The organism is Bradyrhizobium jicamae (assembly GCF_018130215.1).
In the GTDB taxonomy this organism is placed as follows: domain Bacteria; phylum Pseudomonadota; class Alphaproteobacteria; order Rhizobiales; family Xanthobacteraceae; genus Bradyrhizobium; species Bradyrhizobium jicamae_A.
The window spans coordinates 12,307-34,342 of the sequence record NZ_JAFCKQ010000032.1 but is presented as its reverse complement, the minus strand read 5'-3'; the positions used below and the strand labels follow the sequence as shown (position 1 = coordinate 34,342).

Here is a 22,036-nt window from a genome sequence, read left to right as displayed (position 1 = left end):
AGGGCTCGTTTACCCTGCGACGAACTGCGTCACCTCGCGCTCATCGCCCCTTAACGGGCGGAAGCGCAGACATCGCCCCGACAAACGGGCAGGACAGATGGCGTCCACGGACAACGGCACGCGCCCGGCGCGCGGCGACAGGGGGCTTGCGAAGACGCGGGCGGCCTTTGACGCCTTGCGCAGCCATGCCGGCTTCTGGCTCAAGGCGCTGTCGCAGTCGACCATCGATCTCTCCTTGCGCACGGAGGCTGGCCAGCGTACGCGGATCGTCGAGTCGCCTGGCCTGTCGTTGCCGCAGGCGGAGCTCGACGCGCTGGTCGCGCAACTGCGCATCGTGGCGGCGAAGACGCTGCCGCAGGAGAGCCTGACCTACGGCATCTTCTCCGGCGAGCCGGAACGGCTGTCGCACGCCATCGTCACGCTGATCTCCGAGGAGGAGAGCGGGCGGCCGATCGCCTTCAATGCGCTGTCGGTGATGGACGTGCCGCTCGACGGCGAGCCTGTCGAGGTCACCCATCTCGGCCTCGTGATGGTCGATCCCGATGTGCGCGGGCAGGGGCTGTCCTGGGTGCTCTACGGCCTGACCGCGCTGGTGCTGTTCGCCCGCGACGGCTTGCGGCCGAAATGGATCTCGAACGTGACCCAGGTGCCGTCGGTCGTCGGCATGGTCTGCGACACTTTTTCCGACGTGTACCCCTCGCCGCTGCCGGGCGCGCGGCAGAGCTTCGCGCATCTGCAGCTCGCCCGCGGCATCATGGCGCGGCACCGCTCCGTGTTCGGGATCGGCGCGGAGGCCGGCTTCGACGAGGCGCGCTCGGTCATCACCAATGCCTATACCGGCGGCTCCGACGCGCTCAAGAAGACGTTCGAGGTCGCGCCGAAGCACCGCAGCGAGATCTACAACGATTTCTGCGCGCGCGAGCTCGATTACGTCAGAGGCGACGACGTGTTGCAGCTCGGCCGCATCGATCTCGCCGGCGCGCGCCGTTATCTGCTCAGCGAAGTGCCGCACGGCTCGCTTCCGGCGCTGCTGGCGGCGTCCGCGCTGCTGGCATTGCAGCGGCTGGTATTGCCGGTGGTCTACTGGCTGGACGACAGTCGCGCGTTCGGGACGCTGCGGCCGCGTCGCCGCGCCATCGACCGTGTGACGGGCGACAGATGACCTCAGGGGCGATCGCCGATTCCATCGTCAATCTCTGCGGCGCCATCGGTCTTGCGGTGGCGATGATGACGTTCTACCGCCGCGATCCGAACAGCCCGTTGAGCCGCCGCCTGCTGTTCGCGCTCGGGGTGATCGCGATCCTGTTCCTCGACCGCGGCGTGGCGTGGTGGACCGGCAGCTTCGTGCTCGACCGCCTCTCGGTGATTCCAGCCGCGCTGATACCGCTCGGCGCCCTCGTCGTCACCGAGGGGATCTTGCGCCGTCATGCGCCGCGCGCCGTGAAGATGGCAGCCCTCGGCGGCGGCATTTTGCTCGGCCTCGGCGGTACGTTCGGGCTGCAACGCTTCGCGATGCCCTATGCCGTCACGCTGGCGCTGTTCCAGCTCCTGGGCTTTGCCACCTGCGCTGCTCTGCTCGCGGCGCGCGACCGCTCGGCGCTGATGGCCTCGGAGAACCGCAGCATCGGGCGGCTGGCGGTCGGCGCGCTCGTGGTGATCCCGTTCATCCTGACCGATTTCCGCACCCTGTTCCCGGATATCCCGGTGCGCCTCGGCGCACTCGGCGCGCTGCTTACCGTGACCGTGATGCTGATCGCGGGCGGCGGCGCCGAAACCCGCCGTCACGGCCTTGCGATGATGGCGCTGCGGTTGATCAGCTCCGGGCTGCTCGGCTTTGCCGCCGCCTTCATGGCGCCCGACGCCGATGCGGCGCAGATCGTCCGCTTCGTCGCGGTCGCGATCGCGGGCGTGCTCACCATCGGCCTGATGACGGACGCGCTGCGCGCGCTGTTCGAAGCGCAGGAGCCGGGCGTGCTCAATTCGATCGCCGCATCGCCGGCAGCGACACGAGATCAGCTGATTGCCGAGCTGGCGCGGCACCCGATCTTCGAAAGCGCCCGGCGCTACCGCGAGAGCGAGCTAGGTCCCTACGATCCGCCGCTGCTGCGCGATTTCCTCTCTGCCAGGCGTGTGCTGCGGCGCTCCGATGCGCCGTGGGGGCTTTCGCCGACCGACCCCGCTGCCGAGCGCGTGATCTCGCTGATGTCGGCCGACAGCGCCACCCATGTCATCGTGCTGGCGCCCGATCCGCTCGACCTGATCGTGCTGGCGGTGCCGGTGACCGCGGCCGATCCCGCCACCGAGACCGCGCTGGCGCTGGTGCGGCGGCTGCTGGCGCTGACCCCCGAGGTCAAATGACATTCGACAACGGCCATATCCGCTGTTGAAGCTTCATACGGGCGTGCTATGACCGCGCCCGCGAGCTAACGCATGATCCGGAAAAGTGGACACCGGTTTTCCGAAAAGATCATGCTCAAACAAAAGACCGGTAAGCAGCATGTCAAAGCAGTCGATGCGCGAGGAGGCCGAGCGCCTGATCCGCGAGACGATGGAAAAGCGGAACCTCACCATCAAGCAGGGCATGACCCGGATCGAGGCCGTCTGCGGCAAATGCGGCGCGCCGAACCGGGTGCAGGCGGAAAAGGGCCAGGCCCGCGTCAAATTCGCCTGCAAGCAATGCGGCCACAAGCAGGAAACGCTCTGAGGGTTCGGATGCCTACTTGAAAGCCTCGCACACGGTGACGTGATCCGAGGCGACCCGGGTCGTGGTACGCAGCGAGACGCTGCGCCACCATCCCTGCAGCGCCGATCGTTCGCAGGCGAGCTTCACGCTCATGCCGCCGGCGAACTTGATCCAGTCGGCAAAACTGTGGCGCGACACCGCGATGACCACGGGAATGTCGGCACCGAGCGCGCGCTCGATCAGATAGCCAAGGCCCTTGCCGTCGCGTTCGCGTTTGCCGAACCGGTTGACGATCAGGATATCGGCGCCAGCCTCGAGCGCCCCGGCGACCCGGGCGCCTGCGTCCTGGAGCCGCGCGAGGTCGAGCTTGCAGCCGGTGGCACCCGGGCTCGGCGGCTGCGCCAGCAACAGTGTCTCGCCGCTATGGATCAGCACGGCCGACAGGCTGGAATCGGCGCACTGGCCGGCCTGGACCATGCCGACCGCGCGATACCCCTGCGCATTCAATTCGCCCGCGAATTCATGCAGCACAGCATCCGGGTCGTCCTGGTCGTCATAGACGAGGGCGGCGAGATCGGATTGAGCATCGAACATGAAGCGTCTCACTTGCTGCGGGGAGAGATCGGCCGCGGCACCTCTGCGCCGCGGCCGTGATTTGTCGGGATCAGGCGGCCGGCGGGCCGTTGATGATCTGGAGCTGGGTGAACTCGGCGAGGCCTTCCTCGGCGAATTCGGTGCCGATGCCCGACTGCTTGGCGCCGCCGAACGGGATGTTCGGGGCCATGTCGAGATGCTTGTTGATCCACACCGTGCCGGCCTCGATCCTGGTCGCCACTTCGTGCGCGCGGTTGATGTCGGATGACCACACCGATGCGCCGAGACCATAGGTCGTCGCGTTCGCCCGGCGGATCACGTCATCCTTGTCGGAGTACTTGATGACAGGCAGCACCGGACCGAACTGCTCCTCGTCGACCAGCCTGGAGCCTTCCTTGATGTCGCGCACGATGGTCGGCTCGATGAAATAGCCGGGACGATCCATTGCCGAGCCGCCCGCGATCACGTTGCCGTTCTTGCGCGCGTCCTCGAGGAACGCCTTCACCTTCTCGTACTGCATCTTGTTCTGCAGCGGCCCGAGCTTCGTCCCCTGCTTGGAGCCATCGTCGACCACCGTGTTCTTGGCGATCGCGACCAGCTCGTTGCAGATCTCGTCATAGACGGATTCGTGCACATAGAGCCGCTTGATGGCGAGGCAGACCTGGCCGGAGTTCTGGAACGCGCCCTCGAAGATGCCGGGGGCGACCTTCTTCGGATCGACGTCGTCGAGCACGATGCCGGCATCGTTGCCGCCGAGCTCCAGCGTGATCCGCTTCAGCGTCTGCGAGGCGCTCGCCATCACCTTCTGGCCGGTCGCGGTCGAACCCGTGAACGAGATCTTGCGGATGTCAGGATGCTTGGTCATGTGATCGCCGAGGTCGTTGGCATCAGTGATGAAGTTGAGCACGCCCTTCGGCAGGATGTCCTTGACCAACTCGGCAAAGCGCAGCGACGCCAGCGGCGTGGTCGGGGCCGGCTTCACCACCAGCGTGTTGCCGGCGAGCAGCGCCGACGGCAGCTTGAATGCCAGGATCAGCAGCGGATAGTTCCAGGGAATGATGGCGCCGACCACGCCGAGCGGGCGGCGATAGGCCTCGACCTTGCGATCGCCGGAATTCTCGATCACGCGCATCGGCAGCTCCAGCGAGCCGAGGTAGCGGAAGAAGCCCGCCATGCCCAGCACTTCGCCGGTGGCGTCGGCGAGCGGCTTGCCCTGTTCGCTGGTCAGGATGTGGGCGAGCTCGCTTGCATTTGCTTCGATCGCCTCGGCCATCCTGGTCACGAGCTTGCGGCGCTCTTCCATCGGGGTTGCGGCCCATGCCGGATAGGCGGCCTTCGCTGCGGCGACAGCCCTGTCGAGCTGCTCCCTGGAGGCGCGTGGGCACTGCGCCACCACCTCTTCGGTCGCCGGATTGAGGACCGGCATGGTCATGTCGCCGGGTACCATCTTGCCGTCGATGAGAAGACTGTAATCACTCATTGGCTTTGCTCTCCCTGGTCGCGGGCCCTTCCACGGGCTTCGCTATATTCAGTCGTATATCACGCATGACAAGGCCCCGCCACGGGCTTGCGGAGGACCTCGCCCGCGGGCCTGCAATAACGGCTGGACGGCGGACAAAGGAACGATATATCGTTACGAATATAACGAAAATGGCCGGGAGTGCCGATATGGAGATCGAGACCCAGGAGCTCACCACGTGCGAGGTCGCGCCCGACGGCTGCGCCATCTCGCTGGGGTTCGTGGATGGCAGGGGCGAGCCCGCGACGATCCGCCTGTCGGTCAACCAGGTCGGCGCGCTGGTCATGACCCTGCCCGGGCTGATCAGCAAGGCACTCCAGGCCCGTTTCGGCGACCAGAGTCTGCGCTACGCCTATCCGCTGGATTCCTGGGTGATCGAGCAATCGACCGATCCGACCCAGGGCGTGATGACGCTCAAGACATCAGACGGCTTCAGCGTCTGCTTCTCGATCCCGCGCGCGCAGCAGAGCGAGCTGGGTGAAGCGCTGGTGGCGCAGCCCGAAGCGCAGGTGCGCGTGCGCGCGAATTAGGCCTTGTACCTATAAACCGGCTGCGTCATCGGTGACTATGTCCGCTTTGCTTCTATAGCGGCCAAGCTCGCGCGGCATCGCAATATGTCGCGATGGGCCAACATGCGATATCGAAAGGAAGAGATGGCCAACTGATGCGGTCCAAGCAAGAAGAACGCGGGTTACATCTTGGCCCGTTTCAACGTCGATCACAGAGAACGCGACGTGTTTGCCATTCTTGAAGATCGGCCAGTGTCACGTACCGGGCAGCTTGCGTGTCATAAAGGCGGCTCCGAGCATAGCGTTTGATCAGCCTGGGCATGGTTCGCCCTTCCATGTATTGGCGCAGTTGATGCAGCTCCCGTCCGTAAGCGCCGTACTAATCCGGACGCGGTGATATCCAGGGCAAATTCATCCATCGTCATTCCCCGGTGCGCAATTGCGCACCTGAGGGCGCGCGCAGCGCGAGCCCGGGATCCATCGGGCCGCAGGCTTCCTGGCGCAATTGATTCCGGGCTCAGCCCTTCGGGCTGCCCCGGAATGACGAGGGCATCGAGATTTCACTTCCCCTTCACGAACGCGGCAAACGCATCGCCGAAATCCTTATGCCAGCGCGACAGCGGCGGGCGGTTCTCGACGATGTCGCCGGCGGCCCACAGGATGCGGCGCTCGTCGAGCGCGCGCGGCACATCGTTGTCGGGGCACAGGATGTAGAAATCGCCGGCATCGAGGCGTTCGATCATGAAGTCGACGGTCTGCTCCGCGGTCCAGGCGCCGGCCGGCTTCTCGGTGCGGCCGCGCGCGGTGAGGCCGGTGAACACGAAGCCGGGGATCAACAGATGCGCCGCGATCTTGCAGCCCGCGGTGTTGCGCAGCTCGTGCTGCAGCGCCTCGGTGAACGCCTTCACGCCGGCCTTGGAGACGTTGTAGGCCGGATCGCCCGGCGGCGTGGTGATGCCCTGCTTGGAGCCGGTGTTGATGACCAGCCCCGGCCGGCCGCGCCTGATCATGTTGGGCACGAAGGCCTGCGTGCCGTTGATCACGCCCCACAGATTGACGGCGAGGATGCGCTGCCAGTTGTCTTGTGGCCCGAACATCGCGCTGCCGGGCTGGATCCCCGCATTGTTCATCAGGATGTCGGTGCCGCCGAACCGTTTTGCGACCGCGGCCTCGAGGCGCGCGACCTCATCCGCTCGGCTGACATCGACAGCCTCGGCCATGATGTCATCGGCGCCACCGGGTGCCGCGGATGACAGTTTTGTCGCGGCGTCCTTCAGCCTGTCATCGCCGAGATCGGCGATGCACACTTTCATGCCGGCCCTGGCAAGGCGGATCGCGGCGGCAAGCCCGATCCCGGACGCGCCGCCGGTGATCACGGCAGCATGATTTGATGACATCGCAGGATGGGGCATCGGAACTCTCCGGACACAGATGTGGCTGACAACATCCAGGCTAGCACAGGGTGCTTCTCTTCACCTCGCCCCGCTTGGGGGGAGAGGTCGGATTGCGCAGCAATCCGGGTGAGGGGGGTACAGGGCTCACCTTTTGCGTTGCCTGGCGGAGAGAGCCCCTCACCCCTACCCTCTCCCCGCAAGAGCGGGGCGAGGGAGAATCGCAGGGATGCTCGCGGCAAGGAGATCGGAAACGACGGCCCGAGCCGCTTCTCGTCTTACCGCCCCGCAGCCCTCTTCGGCTTGCCGATGTCGCTGCGCAGCGCCTCGAGATCCTTGCGTACGGCGCTCGCCGCATCGCGCTCGATCTTCCGGTAGCGCGCCACCAGCGAGAGGCCGAACGGGGTCAGCACCGCACCGCCGCCGTTCTTGCCGCCGGTCTGGCGCTCCACGGCGGCTTGCCGGCAGATGCGGTTGATCTCGTCGACGAGGTCCCAGGCGCGCTTGTAGCTCATGTCCATGGCGCGGCCGGCGGCCGAGATCGAGCCGCATTCCTTGATCTGCTCGAGGAGCTGGATCTTGCCCGGCCCGATCCGGTCCTCGGCATCGAGGTCGATGCGGACGCTCAGGGAGGGGAGCAATGTGGTGCCCGATTTCGACATGGCAAGCCTGCTAGTCTGTTCAACAGATTGCCACTACAAGGTTTTGCGAACAAGATGAACCCGTTGGATAACGGGAAATCACCAAGAAAAATCCGGGGCAGGCATGAATCCTCCGTCGCTGTTCGATCCGCTGAAGATCGGTCCATATGAGCTCAAGCACCGCGTCGTGATGGCGCCGCTGACGCGGATGCGGGCGTCGCGGCCGAGCCTCGCGCCGAGGCCGCTGAACGCCGAATACTACGCACAGCGTGCCACGCCGGGCGGCCTGATCATTGCCGAAGCCTCGCCCGTGGTCGCGACCGGCTTCGGCAATCCCGGCGTTCCCGGCATCTACACCGAGACCCAGATCGCGGGCTGGCGCGAGGTGGTCGATGCCGTACACGCCAAGGGCGGCTTCATCTTCCTGCAGATCTGGCACGTCGGCCGCGTCTCGCATTCCTCGTTCCAGCCCAGCGGCGCACTGCCGGTGGCGCCGTCGGCAGTGGCGATCGCGCCCGAGTTCAGGGCGATGACGGCGGACGGCAAGGTGGTTGAGTACGAGACGCCACGCGCGCTCGAGACCGGCGAAGTCCCGCTGATGGTCGAGGCCTACCGCCAGGCGGCGAAGAACGCGCTGGCCGCCGGCTTCGACGGCGTCGAGATCCACGGCGCCAATGGCTATCTGGTCGAGCAATTCCTGCAATCGTGCAGCAATGTGCGCGCCGATCAATATGGCGGGTCGATCGAGAACCGGGTGCGCTTCCTGATGGAGGTGACGCAGGCCGCGATCGACGTCTGGGGCGCCAACCGCGTCGGCGTGCGACTGTCGCCCTACGGCATCGCCAATGGCAGCGGAGAGGCCGATCCGATGCCGCTCTACAGCCACGCCATCAAGTCGCTGGACAGGCTCGGGCTCGCCTATCTGCACTTCATCGAGCCGCGCGCCTCCGGTACCGGGCGCGCAGACGTCGATTGGAAGAACGTACCGTCTGCGATGGTGCTGTACCGCTCGATGTGGAGCGGCGTCCTGATATCGGCGGGCAACTTCGTCGGCGAGAGCGCGCAGAGCGCGATCGCCGAGGGCCATGCCGATGCGATCGCCTTCGGCCGCTACTTCATCTCCAACCCGGACCTGCCGCGCCGCCTGCAGCGCGGCTATCCGCTGACGCCGTACAACCGCGCCACCTTCTACGGCGGGGAGGAGAAGGGGTATACGGATTATCCCGGGCACGACGAGATGGCGGAGGCCTAGACGTGTAGTCTTCGTCGCCCGGATGCAGCGCAGCGCAATCCGGGGACCCGCATCCGCGGATCAACCGTCCCGGATTTCGCTGCGCTGCATCCGGGCTACAAGGACTCTCCCTCGCGTTATTGCGAGCGCAGCGAAGCAATCCATATTTCCACGAGCGGAGAGATGGATTGCTTCGTCGCTTCGCTCCTTGCAATGACGATGCGCACATGGAGCGCCCCCCGATGTTTCCGGACGACGAGTTCGAGACGACCAGGAAGCCGAAACCCGTCGCGCTTGCCAAGCCGGCGGCAGGGCAATGCCTCTGCGGCAAGGTGCGCTTCGAGATCGACGTGCCGGCGCGCTGGGCCTGGCACGATCACACCGTGGCGAGCCGCCGCGCGCATGGCGCGGCCTATGCCACCTATGTCGGAAGCTGGCGCAAGCGTTTCCGCATCACGCAGGGCGAAGGCGAACTGTCGCGCTATGAGGATGCGGCGACCAAGACCGCGCGCAGCTTCTGCGCCAATTGCGGCACGCCGATCGTCTATGAACGCGCCCGCTCGCCGCACATGGTCAACATCCCCCGTGCCCTGTTCTCCGGCCGCACCGGGCGCCAGCCTCTCTATCACATCGCGATCGAGGAGCTGCAGGAATGGGCCTATACCGGCGAGCCGCTGGTGCCGTTGAAGGGCTATCCCGGCGTGGTCTGGCAGCGCTCGAAAAAGAAGAAGCGCGCCGAGCGCGAGGGGATGTTCTAATTCGCTGGAGGCGAGCAGCCGGCGGCGCGTCCGGCGTATTACGCCGGTTCAATCCCGCAAGGATCGTCTCGCGAAGATGTTACAGGGGCTGCGCGAGATCCTCGCGCATGAGGCGCGCGCCTGCGGAATGCGGCCATGACCGCCCGCTCGATTGCTCCCGCCGCACAAGTTTGGTCATCTCCTTCGATCCCGCCGGCCAACGTTCCGGCGGGGTTCGGAGGAGACATGAAGAACCGCATTACCGGCCGCTCGGCATTCCTGGCGCTGCTGAAGGACGAAGGCGTCACTCATCTGTTCGGCAATCCCGGCACCACGGAACTGCCGATCATGCACGCGCTCAAGGATCATCCCGACCTCACCTATGTGATGGCGATGCAGGAGAGTCTCGTCGTCGCGATGGCGGACGGCTTCAGCCGTGCCTCCGGCAAGCTGGTCGCCTGCAACGTCCACGTCGCGCCGGGCCTTGGGAACGCGATGGGCTCGCTCTACAACGCAAGCTTCACCGGCACGCCGCTGATCCTCACCGCCGGCCAGCAGGAGCAGGGCCACGGCCTGACCGAGCCCGTGCTCTATGGGCCGCTGGTGCAGATGGCGACGCCCCTGGTGAAGTGGGCCGTTGAAGTCACGCGGCTCGAAGACCTGCCGCGGATCGTGCGCCGCGCCGCCAAGATTGCGACCACGCCGCCGACCGGGCCGGTGTTCATCTCGCTGCCCGGCGATATCCTCAATTCGGAGGCCGGCATCGAGCTCGGCCGCTCCACCCGCATCGATACGCGCGTGAGGCCGTCGGAAGATGCTCTGGAGCGACTTGCCACGCGTATCCTGAAAGCCGAGCGGCCGGTGATCGTCGTCGGCGACGAGATCGTCAAGAGCGACGCGCTGCGCGAGGCGGCCGACCTCGCGGAGACGCTGGGTTGCCCGGCCTGGCAATCATCGACGCCCTACGGCGCGCATTTCCTCTCGGAAAGCCCGTGCTTCATAGGCGCGATCGCGCGGCTGCAAAAGGTCGCGCGCGACGTGCTTGCGCCCTACGACCTCCTGATCGCGCTCGGCGGCGATCCGTTGCGGATGTCCGTCTTTAGCGAGGTCGATCCGCTGCCGGATGGCTTGTCGATCGTGCAGGTCGGCCTGGTCGACAACGACCTCGCCAGGAACTATGGCGCCGAGATCGCCGTGAAGGCCGACGTGAAAGAAACGCTGCGCGCGCTTGTGCCGGCGCTGAAGGCCGCGGGCGGAGTCGCGCTTGAAGCGCGCGCAAGGCAGGGGCTTGCGGCGCTCGCGCCGAAGAACTGGGCGGCGAAGCGCAGGGCGCTGGTCGAGCAGATCTCGAAAGCGAGCCACGCTTCGCCGATCGATCCGGACTGGCTTGCGCTGCAAGTCGTCGAGGCGATGCCCGACAATGCGATCCTGGTCGATGAGGGCCTGACCTCGTCGCGCCAGATCATCGGCTTGCGGCCGCATCGCGACCGCTACGGCTATCATGCGCTCGCCTCCGGCGGCATCGGCTGGGGCCTGCCGGCCGCCGTCGGCGTCAGTCTCGCCAATCCGACCCGCCCGGTGGTCTGCTATTCCGGCGACGGCTCGTCGATGTATTCGATCCAGTCGCTGTGGACAGCGGCCAATCACAAGCTGCCGTTGACCTTCGTCATCGTCAACAATGGTGGCTACCGCATCATCAAGCAACGCCTGCTCGCCTTCCACGGTGATGACAATTATGTCGGCATGGACTTCATCGACCCGCCGGTCGACTTCACCGGCGTGGCGCGCTCGCTCGGACTCGAGGCGATCAAGGTCAGCGATCCGCAGGAGTTGAAGAGCGTGATGACATCGGCATTCAGCCGGCCCGGCGCGAAGCTGATCGAGGTGATGGTGAGCAATGCGGTGAATTGAGAGATTCCGTCATTCCGCCGCAGTTCACTTCATCCGATACCGGCTCGCCGGATGCGTGCCGTCGAGCCGCGCACGTCCCGCGCCGAACAGCTTCTCGCGCAACGTCCCCGTTGCATACTCGTTCTTGTAGCGGCCGCGCCTGGTCAGCTCCGGCACCAGCATGTCGGCGATATCCTCGAAATCGCCGGGCGAGATCGCGAACGCGACGTTGAGGCCGTCGACACCGGTTTCCTCGAACCATTGCTCGATCTTGTCGGCGACCTGCGCGGGCGAGCCGACCACGACGGGACCCGCGCCGCCGATGCCGACATGCTCGGCGACCTCGCGCACTGTCCAGACCCTGTTGGGGTCCGCGCGGGTGACGTTGTCCATCGCGGAGCGGCCGGCGTCGTTCTGCACGTGGCGCACCTCCTGGTCGAGCGCATAGGTCGAGAAGTCGACGCCGGTCCAGCCCGACATCAGCGCCAGCGCACCCTCGTGGCTGATATGGCTGCGATACTCGGCATACTTCGACCTGGCCTCTGCCTCGGTCGGCGCGACGACGATGCACATCATCGAGAACATCAGGATCTCGGCGGGGTTGCGGCCCTTCCCGGCGGCAAGCTCGCGGATCGCGGAGACGCGCGGCGCGATCACCTTCGACGACGGTCCCGACATGAACACGCATTCGGCATGCTCGGCGGCGAATTGCCGGCCGCGCGGCGAGGTGCCGGCCTGGTACAGCACCGGCGTGCGCTGCGGCGACGGCTCCGAGAGATGGATGGCGTTGAGCCGGTAGTTGTTGCCCTCGTGATGCACGGGATGGACCTTCGAAGGATCGGTGAAGATGCCGCGCGCGACGTCGCGGATCGCGGCATCATCCTCCCAGCTGCCCTCCCAGAGCTTGTAGACCAGCTCCATATATTCGTCGGCGATCTCGTAGCGATCGTCGTGCGCGGTCTGCTTGTCCTTGCCGGCGCCGCGGGCCGCGGAATCGAGATAGCCGGTCACCACGTTCCAGCCGACCCGACCGCCGGTCAGGTGGTCGAGCGTCGACATGCGCCGCGCGAACGGGTAGGGCGGCTCGAACGAGAGGTTGCTGGTGACGCCGAAGCCGAGATTCTCGGTCACCGCCGCCATCGCCGGGATCAGCATCAACGGCTCGTTGGCCGGGGTCTGCGCCGCATTGCGCAGCGCCGCATCCGGACCGTTGGCATAGACGTCGTAGACGCCGAGCACGTCGGCGAGGAACAGGCCGTCGAACCGACCGCGCTCCAGCGTCTTCGCCAGGTCGATCCAGTAGGACAGCTTGTTGTAGTCCCTGGTGCGGTCGCGCGGATGGGTCCATAGCCCCGGCGACTGATGCGCCACGCAGTTCATGGCAAAGGCGTTGAGCCGGATCTGTTTTGTCATTGTCGAAACCTGGGCGCTGCTGCCCGATCGGACGCCGGGCTTTCCACCGCGAAATTGTTGCGACTTCACGCATTTGGCAAGACCCATTCGCGTTTCGCACCCTTCCCGTCGCGAAGCGATCCCGATAGGTTCGCATCAGATACAGCGCTGAAGGGACCATCATGGCGACACGGGCCGACGCGATCGCGATCGTGCGAGAGCATTTTCAATCGGGACAGTTCCTCGAGGAACTGAACGCCAGGGTCGGCTACCAGACCGAGAGCCTGAATGCCGACAAGGCCGGTGCGTTGCGCGCCTATCTGGTCGAGAACCTGCAGCCGGCCTTCGCCGAGCTCGACTTCAAGACCCGGCTGATCGAATCCCCGACCGGCCGCGGGCCCTATCTGATCGCCGACTACCGGGAAGATGCCTCACGGCCGACCGTGCTGAGCTACGGCCATGGCGATGTCGTCGACGGCATGGTCGGCGAATGGCGCGACGGGCTCGATCCCTGGCAGACCACGGTGAGGGGCGAGCGGGTCTATGGCCGCGGCACCGCCGACAACAAGGGGCAGCACTCGATCAATATGTCCGCGCTTCGTGCGGTGAAACAGGCGCGCGGCGGCAAGCTCGGCTTCAACGCCAAGTTCATCATCGAGACCGGCGAGGAGATCGGTTCGCCCGACCTGCGCGAGGTCTGCGAGGCGCATCGCGAGGAGCTGAAGGCCGATTTGTTCGTCGCCTCCGACGGGCCGCGGCTCTCGGTGGAGCGGCCGACCATCTTCCTCGGCTGCCGCGGCGGCAACCGCATCCATCTCGACGTCAACTTGCGCGAGGGCGGCAACCATTCCGGCAATTGGGGTGGCGTGCTCGCCAATCCCGCGACGATCCTCTGCAATGCGATCGCAAGCCTGGTCGACGGCAAGGGCCGCATGAAGCTCGAGATCCTCAAACCGCCGCCGATCTCCAACCGCGTCCGCGCCGCGCTCGCGGACGTCAGGATCGAACCGACCGCGGATGAGCCCGCACTCGCAGCGGACTGGGGCGAGGAGGGATTGACCCCGGCCGAGCGGCTCTATGCCTGGAACACGCTTGAAGTGCTGGCGATGTCGACAGGCAATATCGACAAGCCGGCCAACGCGATTCCGGGCAAGGCGAGCGCGGTGCTGCAGCTGCGCTTCGTCGTCGGGACCAAGTACCTCGAGGTGATCGACGGCGTGCGCGACCATCTGCACAACAACGGTTTCCCGATGGTCGAGGTCTCCGGCGCGCAGCGCTTTGGCGCATCGCGCACCGACATGGACAGCCCGTGGATCGACTGGGCGGCGACCTCGATCCGCAACACCACCGGCAAGTCGCCCGCGGTGTTGCCGAATTTCGGCGGCTCGCTGCCCAACGACGTGTTCTCCGAGGGGCTCGGCCTGCCGACAATCTGGGTGCCACATTCCTATCCGGGCTGCTCTCAGCATGCCCCCGACGAGCACATCCTGCTGCCAGTGACGGAAGAAGCGCTCACCATCATGGCCGGCCTGTTCTGGGATCTCGGCGAGACGCCGCGCAAGTCATGACTTGCATCCTGTGACGGGATGCTGCTTTGCCTGATTTCGTCTTGCGAAATTCACATGAGTTACATTGCTGCAAAGCAACGTAGATAAATCGCAGCACAGTTTCATCTGACGAAAGTATACGATGCCCCGCGGTCGCCAACCGCTCTAGGATGGCGGCTCGCGCGGAGCCATGTCCATGACGGATGTCGTGTCCGGATCAGAGATTGTGTGAGGGCAGGGCATGAATGCGTCGACGACCGCGACCGCACGCGCCGCGCGGAAGAAGCCGGCGCCGGAGCCGGGGCAGCCCGACAAGTTCAACGCGATCCAGAAGGTCTGTGCGATCCTGCGCGTGCTGGCGCAGCGCTCGCCGCTGCGCCTCACCGACATCGCCGACGCCACCTCGCTGAACAAGGCAACCGCGCTGCGCATCCTCAACTCGCTGATCCAGGAGGGGTTCGTCGCCCGCGTCGCGGGCGCCAAGACCTACGAGCTCGGCCAGGAGGCGCGGGTGATGGCGGTCGGTGCGCGGCGCTCGGTCGATATCGCCGAGCTGGCACAGCCGAGCCTGTTACGGCTGTCGGAACGATCGGCGGATACGGCGCTGCTCTCGGTGCGCTCCGGCGTCGAGGCACTTTATCTCGCGCGCTCGGTCGGCAGCCATCCGCTGCAGCCGAACTATCTGCAGATCGGCAGCCGCCGCCCGCTCGGTGTCGGTGCCGGCGCGCTGGCGCTGCTGGTCTGGCTGCCGGATGCCGAGATCGAGGCTGTGATCGAGGTGATCGTGCCGAGGCTGGCGAAGTCGCCGCGCATCACGCCGAAATTCCTGCGCGAGCGCATCACGAGCGCGCGCAAGATCGGTCACACCGTGCTGATCGACGCTGCGTTTCCCGGCATGGGCGGCGTCGGCGTGCCGGTCCGCGACGACGCCGGCGAGGTGGTCGCCGCTCTCTCGATCGGCGCCGCAAGCGACCGCATCCGTCGCCGCGAGGCGGAACTCGCCGACATGCTGAAGAAGGAAGCCCAGGTGCTCGCGCGCGCCATCGCGCAGGCGCCGAAGAACGGCCGCGTCGCTGCTAGATCTGGGTGACCGAATCGAACTCGAAACTGGAGTTCGGCGGGTTCTCGCCGACACGGAGCATCTTGTCGTTGGGGAAATGATGCGGAGGAACCGGCAGGTTATAGGGTGCCGGCACCCCGTGATACACGCGTCCGGCGAGATCGTATTTGGAGCCGTGGCACGGGCAGAAATAGCCGCCCGGCCAGTTCGCTGCCGGCGAGGTCGGGTTCGGTTGCGGCTCGAACAATGGAATGCATCCGAGATGGGTGCAGATGCCGACCACGACGCCGAATTCCGGCTTGATGGAGCGATGCCAGTTCTGCACGTAGGGCGGCTGCTGCAATTCCGACGATTGCGGATCGGCCAATAGCGAGAGCAGGGCCGGGTCCTTGAGCTTCTGCACCGCGTCAGGCGTGCGGTGGGTCACGAACACGGGCCTGGACCGCCAGCGGAGGATCACCTGCTGGCCTGGCGCGACCTTTGAGAGGTCAAGCTCGACCGGGCCGCCGGCGGCCAGCGTCGAGGCGTCGGGGTTCATCTCGCTGATCATGGGGACGATCGAGGCCACCACGCCCACCGTGCCGAAGGCGGCGGTCGCGATGTAGAGGAAGTCGCGGCGCGTTGCCTTGCCGGACATCGGGATGATTTCGGTGGAAGTCAAGTCAGCCATCGCGCATGCTCCTTCGAAGGGAACGCAGAAGACGGAAGCATTACGCGCGATGGAGTTCGGCGAACCCGCCGGATCTGCTGCAAGTTCATGATGATCGACGCGCACGGCAGCCGGTCGTCGCGGGTGAGACCTGATCTGTGGCTGCGCGCCTCGCCGTGGTCATTCACGGCGTCTACCCAAGTATTTGGCGACGCACGGCGCCACCACCAGTCGTCCTTCGTTAATTCGGGGACATCTTCAAGCCGGGTTGAGATGGACGCGCAAATGTTCCCAGCGCGCATGCTGCTGGTTCCGCGGCGACTTGCGGCATTCGGCACTTCCGGTCATCATGGACCTGCCCGCCGCCGGAACCCTGCCCGACGAATGACGCCATCGCCCGCCACCACCGACGACGCCGTCATCCGGGCGTTTGCCGGCATTCCCGCGCTGCTTGACCGGGCACCGGCCCTGATCGCACGTGGCCGGTTGCTTGATTGCGATTGCCTGTTGGGGCCGGTTGATCATCCATTCCATGTTTCGATCCGCGCCGGCCGCATCGTCGAGCTCACGCCGGCGCCTCGCCTGATGCGCTCCTGGCGTTTCTCCTATCGCGCGACGCCGCAAGCGTGGACCGCCTACTGGCAGGCGGAGCCGAAGCCGGGCTGGCATGACCTGCTGGCGCTGACCAAGCGCGGTGAGGCCGCGCTGGAAGGTGATCTCCATCCCTTCATGACGCATCTGCAGTACTTCAAGGACCTGCTCGCGCTGCCGCGCCTGCATGCTCCGGCGATCGCACCATGACCGCTGATATCGCAAACGGCCATGTCGAGCCGATGATCGGCCGTTACGTCCACGTCGAGATCGGCGGCGAATTGCATCGCATCTATTTCGAGGAGAACGGCAGCGGCGTTCCGCTGGTTTGCCTGCACACCGCGGGCTCCGACGGGCGGCAGTGGCGGCATCTGCTCGCAGACAGCGAGTTTGCCGAAAATTTCCGCATCATTGCCTTCGATATGCCCTGGCATGGCAAGTCGAATCCGCCGAAGAGCTGGGTCGGCGATGAATACCAGCTCACCACCATCAGATACACCGAGACCATCCGTGCCTTCTGCCGCGCGCTCGCGCTGGAGAAGCCTGTCGTGATGGGCTGCTCGATCGGCGGCCGCATCGTGCTCAACCTTGCGATCGAACATGCCGCCGAATTCCGCGCCTTGATCGGGCTCGAGGCTGCCGATTTCCAGCAGCCGTGGTACGACACGAGCTGGCTGAACCGCCCGGACGTCCATGGCGGCGAGGTCTGCGCCGCGCTGGTCTCGGGGCTGATCGCCCCGCAGAGTCCTGCTGCCCAGCGGATGGAAACGCTGTGGGCCTACAAGCAGGGCGGTCCCGGCGTGTTCAAGGGCGACCTCCACTTCTATCGCGTCGACGGCGACCTGCGCGGCAAGGTCGCGTCAATCGATACTAAAGTATGCAGGCTCTATCTGCTCACGGGCGAGTATGATTTCTCCTGCACGCCCGAGGACACGAGGCGGACGGCAGCGGCAATAGGGGGCGCCAGCGTCACGATCATGGAGAAGCTCGGTCATTTTCCGATGAGCGAGAATCCCGGACAGTTTCGCCGCTATATCGCACCCGTCCTCGCTGACATTCTCACGCATTGAAATATGCAGTTTCCACGCAAGGAGTAGACGTATGACACGGAACTATCTGATCGGCTTCGCGCTCGCCGGCGCGCTGTGCGCGGGCCAGGCGCAGGCCGAGGAGCTGACCGGCACGCTGAAGAACATCAAGGACACCGGCGCGATCACTCTCGGCTATCGCGATTCCTCGATTCCGTTCTCCTATCTCGACGACAACCAGAAGCCCGTCGGCTACGCCATGGACATCTGCTACAAGATCGTCGATGCGATCAAGAAGGAGCTCAAGCTCGACAAGCTCGAGGTCAAGCTCAACCCGGTGACCTCGGCGACGCGTATTCCGCTGATGGCCAACGGCACCGTCGACCTCGAATGCGGCTCGACCACCAACAATGCCGAGCGCCAGAAGCAGGTCTCCTTCACCAATACCCACTTCCTGACCGCGAGCCGCTACGTCTTCAAGAAATCGGCCGGGCTCAAGTCGATCGACGACCTGAAGGGCAAGACCGTGGTCTCGACCGCCGGCACCACCAACATCAAGCAGCTCACCGAAGCCAACGTCGCGCGCAGCCTCGGCGCCAACATCATTCCGGCCAAGGATCATGCCGAAGCCTTCCTGATGGTCGAGACCGACCGCGCGGTCGCCTTCGTGATGGACGACATCCTGCTGGCGAGCCTTGTGGCCGGCTCGAAGGCGCCCGACGACTACGTGATCTCCAAGGATGCGTTCTCCAAGCCCGAGCCCTACGGCATCATGCTGCGCAAGGACGACGCGCCCTTCAAGAAGGTCGTCGACGCCGCCACCGCCGCGCTGTACACCAGCGGCGAGGGCCAGAAGATCTACGACAAGTGGTTCACCCAGAAGATCCCGCCGAAGGGCCTGAACCTCAACGTGCCGATCGGGCCGGAACTGAAGAACGAATTCGCCAAGCCGTCGGATTCGCCCGATCCGGATTCGTATAAGTAGGCTTTCTTCTTCGCCGGGCACGTAAAAGCATCGAAGCGCGGAAGCTGCTTCCGTTCCCTCTCCCCGCTCTTCGCGGGGAGAGGGTCAGGGTGAGGGGCTCACTCCGCAAAGGCAGCGCGAGTTGGACTCGCGGAGAGCCCCCTCACCCGGATCGCGATGCGATCCGGCCTCTCCACGCAAGCGGGGCGAGGCAGAAGAGTCGAGAAATGGCCGGCCATTTTTTGGAGGAGAATGGCCGGACATTTGCATACATCTTGCCGTCATGCGTGATCGGCGTGGTTGCGCGGGGGACCTGTGAACTACAATTGGAACTGGCACATCTTTCTTGAGCCGAACCCGATGGGGACCGGCACCTATCTCGACCTGTTGCTGTCGGGACTGGTGGTCACCCTCAAGACGTCGCTGCTCGCATGGATCATCGCCTTGATCTCCGGCTGCGTGATCGGCGTCATGCGCACGCTGCCGTCGAGGACGGCCTCGTGGATCGGCTTTGGCTATGTCGAATTCTTCCGCAACATGCCGCTCCTGGTGCAGCTGTTCCTGTGGTTCTTCGTGCTGCCGGAATTGCTGCCGAAATCCGCCGGCCTGTGGCTGAAGCAGTTGCCCAACGCCCCGTTCTGGACGGCCGCGATCGGCATCGGTTTCTTCATGTCGGCGCGGGTCGCCGTGCAGTTGCAGGCCGGCATCTCCTCGTTGCCGCGCGGACAGAAGCAGGCAGCAACCGCGCTCGGCCTGACCACCATGCAGACCTATCGCTACGTGCTGCTGCCGATGGCGTTCCGCATCATCCTGCCGCCGCTGACCTCGGAGTTCCTCAACACCATCAAGAACACGGCGGTCGCCATCACCATCGGCCTGGTCGAACTGACCGGCGAGGCGCGCTCGATGCAGGAGTTCTCGTTCCAGGTGTTCGAGGCCTTCACGGCGGCGACCGTGCTCTACCTCATTGTCAATTTCATCGTGGCGACCGCGATGCGCTTCCTCGAGCGCTATGTCGCGATTCCCGGCTACATCGCGGGGAAATGACCATGATCGGCAATTTCGATTTCGACGTCATCCGTCGCGCGCTTCCCTATCTGTTCTTCGAGGGCATGCGCTTCACGTTGACCCTGACCGCACTCGCGGCCTTCGGCGGGCTCGTATTCGGCACGCTGATCGCGCTGATGCGGCTGTCCGGCTACAGGCTGCTCGGGCGCGTCGCCGGCATCTATGTCGACTTCATGCGTTCGCTGCCGCTGGTGCTGGTGATCTTCTGGTTCTACTTCCTGGTGCCCTATATCGGACAGTGGCTGACCGGTGCGTCGCGGCCGATCACGGTCGGCGCGTTCGCCTCCTCGCTGATCACCTTCATCATGTTCGAGGCGGCGTATTTCTCCGAGATCATGCGCGCCGGCATCCAGTCGATCTCGCGCGGCCAGCCGGCCGCGGCCAACGCGCTCGGCCTGACCTACAGCCAGACCATGCGCTACGTCGTGCTGCCGCAGGCGTTCCGTAACATGCTGCCGGTGCTGCTGACCCAGACCATCGTGCTGTTCCAGGACACCTCGCTGGTCTACGTGCTGTCGATCACCGATTTCCTCGGTGCCGCCAGCAAGGTCGCGCAGCGCGACGGCCGCCTGGTCGAGATGTACCTGTTCGCAGCGGTGGTCTACTTCGTCATCTGCTCTGCCGCGTCCTTCCTCGTCCGCCGCCTGCAGGCGCGCATCGCCATCGTTCGATAGCGATGCTCCAACAAACAGAGCCATCATGATCGAGATCAATCACGTCAACAAATGGTACGGGCCGAGCTTCCAGGCGCTGAAGGACTGCACCACCAGCGTCGCCAAGGGCGAGGTGGTCGTGGTCTGCGGGCCCTCCGGTTCGGGCAAGTCGACCCTGATCAAATGCGTCAACGCGCTGGAGCCGATCCAGGGCGGCGACATCACCCTCGACGGCGTCAAGGTCAACGACCCCAGGACGGACCTGCCGAAGCTGCGCTCGCGGGTCGGCATGGTGTTCCAGCATTTCGAGCTGTTTCCGCATCTGCGGATCGTCGAGAATCTCTGCCTGGCGCAGGAGAAGGTGCTCGGCCGCAGGCATGACGACGCCGTGGCCAAGGGCATGAAGCTGCTCGATCGCGTCGGCCTGAAGGATCATGCCAAGAAATTCCCGGCCGAACTCTCGGGCGGCCAGCAGCAGCGCGTCGCGATCGCCCGCGCGCTCGCCATGGACCCGATCGCGATGCTGTTCGACGAGCCGACCTCGGCGCTCGATCCCGAGATGATCAGCGAGGTGCTCGACGTGATGGTCGACCTCGCCCGCGAGGGCATGACCATGATGGTCGTGACCCACGAGATGGGCTTTGCCAACAAGGTCGCCGACCGCGTGATCTTCATGGACCGTGGCGAGATCGTCGAGGATGCCAAAAAGACCGACTTCTTCGGCCAGCCCCGCAGTGATCGCGCGCAGAAGTTCTTGTCGAAGATCTTGCAGCACTGAGGCTGGGGGGCACGGGCCTTCCACATCGTCATTCCCGGGCGATGCGCAGCATCGAAACCGGAATCTCGAGATTCCGGGTTCGCCTCTCCGAGGCGCCCCGGAGTGACGGCGCGGCTGGAGGGTTTATCCCGGCCCGCAATTTGCGTATACGAAGGCCTGAAACCCGCCCTTCGTCCGCAGGAGAATCCGCTTGGAAAAGATCGCTTACGTCAACGGCTCGTTCGTGCCGCACTCCGAGGCCAAGGTCTCGGTCTTCGACCGCGGATTCCTGTTCGCCGACGGCATCTATGAGGTCGCAGCAGTCCTCGACGGCAAGCTGATCGACAGTGCCTCGCATCTGGCGCGGCTGGAGCGTTCGGTCGGCGAGATCAAGCTCAAGCTGCCCGAGAGCGTGGCGCGGATCGAGGAGATCCAGAAGGAACTGGTCAGGCGCAACGACCTCGTCAACGGCATGGTCTATCTCGAGGTCACCCGCGGTGCCGACAAGGGGCGAGACTTCGCGTTCCCGAAGGCGGACGTCAAGTCGACGCTGGTGATGTTCACCTCGGAGAAGGACATCATCAACGCACCGTCGGCCAGGACCGGCATCAACGTCATCACCGTGCCCGACATCCGCTGGACCCGCCGCGACATCAAGAGCGTGGCGCTGCTGGCGCAGGTGCTGGCCAAGCAGGCCGCGGCCGAGGCCGGCGCCGGCGAGGCCTGGATGATCGAGGACGGCAAGGTCACCGAGGGCGGCTCGTCGTCCGCCTTCATCGTCACCCGGGACGACGTCATCGTGACGCGGCAGAACGGCAACGAGATCCTGCCTGGCTGCACCCGCAAGGCGGTGGTCAAGCTCGCCGAGGAACGCCAGCTGCGCATCGAGGAACGCGCCTTCACGGTCGAGGAAGCACTCGCCGCCAAGGAAGCCTTCATCACCAGCGCCTCGGTGTTCGTGCAGGGCGTGGTCGCTGTCGACGGCAAGGCGATCGGCAACGGCAAGGTCGGTCCGATGACCGACCGCCTGCGCGAGATCTATGTCGACTTCGCCAAGGCGACGGCGGTTTAGCGCGGTCGCGTCGCCTGTTGAATGTCAGCCGGGAGGCCGCTGCGTACTGGATGCCCCGCA

General features: G+C 65.3%; 23 protein-coding genes. 16 read left to right on the top strand and 7 right to left on the bottom strand.

What is annotated here, in order from left to right:
* The first annotated feature begins 97 nt into the window (after window positions 1-97).
* The 3 genes from JQ586_RS27475 (at window position 98) to JQ586_RS27465 (ending at window position 2,704) form a co-directional block, all read left to right on the top strand.
* Window positions 98-1,162, top strand: coding sequence for a hypothetical protein (locus JQ586_RS27475; protein ID WP_249148221.1), 1,065 nt, complete (start codon window positions 98-100; stop codon window positions 1,160-1,162).
* Entirely contained in the window at window positions 1,159-2,358 is a 1,200-nt protein-coding gene (locus tag JQ586_RS27470) for a hypothetical protein (RefSeq protein WP_212397759.1), read from the top strand. The genes JQ586_RS27475 and JQ586_RS27470 overlap by 4 nt, the downstream gene beginning before the upstream one ends.
* 139 nt (window positions 2,359-2,497) lie before the next feature.
* A complete protein-coding gene (locus JQ586_RS27465) occupies window positions 2,498-2,704 on the top strand; it encodes a hypothetical protein (protein ID WP_212397758.1) in 207 nt (68 codons plus the stop codon).
* A gap of 12 nt (window positions 2,705-2,716) precedes the next feature.
* Here JQ586_RS27465 and JQ586_RS27460 read toward each other — a convergent pair whose 3' ends face one another.
* Complete coding sequence (locus tag JQ586_RS27460; RefSeq protein WP_212397757.1) at window positions 2,717-3,277, bottom strand: DUF2478 domain-containing protein; 561 nt, start codon at window positions 3,275-3,277, stop codon at window positions 2,717-2,719.
* Window positions 3,278-3,347: 70 nt separating this feature from the next.
* Window positions 3,348-4,757, bottom strand: a complete 1,410-nt coding sequence (locus tag JQ586_RS27455; protein ID WP_212397756.1) for an aldehyde dehydrogenase family protein — start codon at window positions 4,755-4,757, stop codon at window positions 3,348-3,350.
* Between the two features lie 188 nt (window positions 4,758-4,945).
* Here JQ586_RS27455 and JQ586_RS27450 point away from each other — a divergent pair, with 188 nt between their 5' ends.
* Window positions 4,946-5,326 (top strand): hypothetical protein, encoded by a 381-nt coding sequence (locus tag JQ586_RS27450; protein WP_212397755.1) that lies wholly within the window; start codon window positions 4,946-4,948, stop codon window positions 5,324-5,326.
* A 178-nt stretch (window positions 5,327-5,504) separates the two neighbouring features.
* Here JQ586_RS27450 and JQ586_RS41620 read toward each other — a convergent pair whose 3' ends face one another.
* The 3 genes from JQ586_RS41620 to JQ586_RS27435 form a co-directional block, all read right to left on the bottom strand.
* Entirely contained in the window at window positions 5,505-5,627 is a 123-nt protein-coding gene (locus JQ586_RS41620; protein ID WP_212397754.1) for a polyhydroxyalkanoate synthesis regulator DNA-binding domain-containing protein, read from the bottom strand.
* Window positions 5,628-5,865: 238 nt separating this feature from the next.
* Window positions 5,866-6,717 (bottom strand): SDR family NAD(P)-dependent oxidoreductase, encoded by an 852-nt coding sequence (locus JQ586_RS27440; protein ID WP_212397753.1) that lies wholly within the window; start codon window positions 6,715-6,717, stop codon window positions 5,866-5,868.
* Window positions 6,718-6,974: 257 nt separating this feature from the next.
* A complete protein-coding gene (locus tag JQ586_RS27435; RefSeq protein ID WP_212397752.1) occupies window positions 6,975-7,358 on the bottom strand; it encodes a winged helix-turn-helix domain-containing protein in 384 nt (127 codons plus the stop codon).
* Window positions 7,359-7,461: 103 nt separating this feature from the next.
* Between JQ586_RS27435 and JQ586_RS27430 the strand changes: the two genes are divergently transcribed.
* From JQ586_RS27430 to JQ586_RS27420, 3 genes are all read left to right on the top strand, one after another.
* Window positions 7,462-8,589 (top strand): alkene reductase, encoded by a 1,128-nt coding sequence (locus JQ586_RS27430; RefSeq protein WP_212397751.1) that lies wholly within the window; start codon window positions 7,462-7,464, stop codon window positions 8,587-8,589.
* A gap of 221 nt (window positions 8,590-8,810) precedes the next feature.
* Complete coding sequence (locus JQ586_RS27425; protein WP_249164257.1) at window positions 8,811-9,326, top strand: GFA family protein; 516 nt, start codon at window positions 8,811-8,813, stop codon at window positions 9,324-9,326.
* A gap of 225 nt (window positions 9,327-9,551) precedes the next feature.
* Complete coding sequence (locus tag JQ586_RS27420) at window positions 9,552-11,216, top strand: thiamine pyrophosphate-binding protein (RefSeq protein ID WP_212397750.1); 1,665 nt, start codon at window positions 9,552-9,554, stop codon at window positions 11,214-11,216.
* 24 nt (window positions 11,217-11,240) lie between these two features.
* Here the strand turns inward: JQ586_RS27420 and JQ586_RS27415 are convergent, their stop codons facing one another.
* On the bottom strand, window positions 11,241-12,608 hold the full coding sequence (locus JQ586_RS27415; RefSeq protein WP_212397749.1) for an LLM class flavin-dependent oxidoreductase: 1,368 nt from the start codon (window positions 12,606-12,608) through the stop codon (window positions 11,241-11,243).
* 161 nt (window positions 12,609-12,769) lie between these two features.
* Between JQ586_RS27415 and JQ586_RS27410 the strand changes: the two genes are divergently transcribed.
* Together JQ586_RS27410 and JQ586_RS27405 are read left to right on the top strand one after the other, a co-directional pair.
* On the top strand, window positions 12,770-14,155 hold the full coding sequence (locus JQ586_RS27410) for a M20 family metallopeptidase (RefSeq protein WP_212397748.1): 1,386 nt from the start codon (window positions 12,770-12,772) through the stop codon (window positions 14,153-14,155).
* A 220-nt stretch (window positions 14,156-14,375) separates the two neighbouring features.
* Complete coding sequence (locus JQ586_RS27405; RefSeq protein WP_212397747.1) at window positions 14,376-15,224, top strand: IclR family transcriptional regulator; 849 nt, start codon at window positions 14,376-14,378, stop codon at window positions 15,222-15,224.
* On the opposite strand, the gene petA is transcribed toward JQ586_RS27405, so the two are convergent.
* Window positions 15,211-15,864 (bottom strand): ubiquinol-cytochrome c reductase iron-sulfur subunit, encoded by a 654-nt coding sequence (gene petA, locus JQ586_RS27400; protein ID WP_212397746.1) that lies wholly within the window; start codon window positions 15,862-15,864, stop codon window positions 15,211-15,213. The genes JQ586_RS27405 and petA overlap by 14 nt on opposite strands.
* Before the next feature lie 363 nt (window positions 15,865-16,227).
* Here petA and JQ586_RS27395 point away from each other — a divergent pair, with 363 nt between their 5' ends.
* The 7 genes from JQ586_RS27395 to JQ586_RS27365 all read left to right on the top strand — a co-directional run bounded on the left by JQ586_RS27395 (window position 16,228) and on the right by JQ586_RS27365 (window position 21,976).
* Window positions 16,228-16,644 (top strand): hypothetical protein, encoded by a 417-nt coding sequence (locus tag JQ586_RS27395; protein ID WP_212397745.1) that lies wholly within the window; start codon window positions 16,228-16,230, stop codon window positions 16,642-16,644.
* On the top strand, window positions 16,641-17,504 hold the full coding sequence (locus JQ586_RS27390) for an alpha/beta fold hydrolase (RefSeq protein ID WP_212397744.1): 864 nt from the start codon (window positions 16,641-16,643) through the stop codon (window positions 17,502-17,504). Before JQ586_RS27395 ends, JQ586_RS27390 begins: the two co-directional genes overlap by 4 nt.
* A 31-nt stretch (window positions 17,505-17,535) precedes the next feature.
* Window positions 17,536-18,447: an amino acid ABC transporter substrate-binding protein gene (locus JQ586_RS27385; RefSeq protein ID WP_212397743.1), complete on the top strand. Its 912-nt coding sequence runs from the start codon at window positions 17,536-17,538 to the stop codon at window positions 18,445-18,447.
* 294 nt (window positions 18,448-18,741) lie between these two features.
* Window positions 18,742-19,473 carry an amino acid ABC transporter permease gene (locus JQ586_RS27380; RefSeq protein WP_212397742.1) on the top strand — a complete coding sequence of 244 codons (732 nt, stop codon included), beginning with the start codon at window positions 18,742-18,744 and terminating at the stop codon, window positions 19,471-19,473.
* A 2-nt stretch (window positions 19,474-19,475) separates the two neighbouring features.
* Window positions 19,476-20,168: an amino acid ABC transporter permease gene (locus JQ586_RS27375; RefSeq protein ID WP_212397741.1), complete on the top strand. Its 693-nt coding sequence runs from the start codon at window positions 19,476-19,478 to the stop codon at window positions 20,166-20,168.
* Window positions 20,169-20,193: 25 nt separating this feature from the next.
* Window positions 20,194-20,925 (top strand): amino acid ABC transporter ATP-binding protein, encoded by a 732-nt coding sequence (locus JQ586_RS27370; protein WP_212397740.1) that lies wholly within the window; start codon window positions 20,194-20,196, stop codon window positions 20,923-20,925.
* Between the two features lie 190 nt (window positions 20,926-21,115).
* A complete protein-coding gene (locus JQ586_RS27365) occupies window positions 21,116-21,976 on the top strand; it encodes a D-amino-acid transaminase (RefSeq protein ID WP_212397739.1) in 861 nt (286 codons plus the stop codon).
* Window positions 21,977-22,036 lie beyond the last annotated feature (60 nt).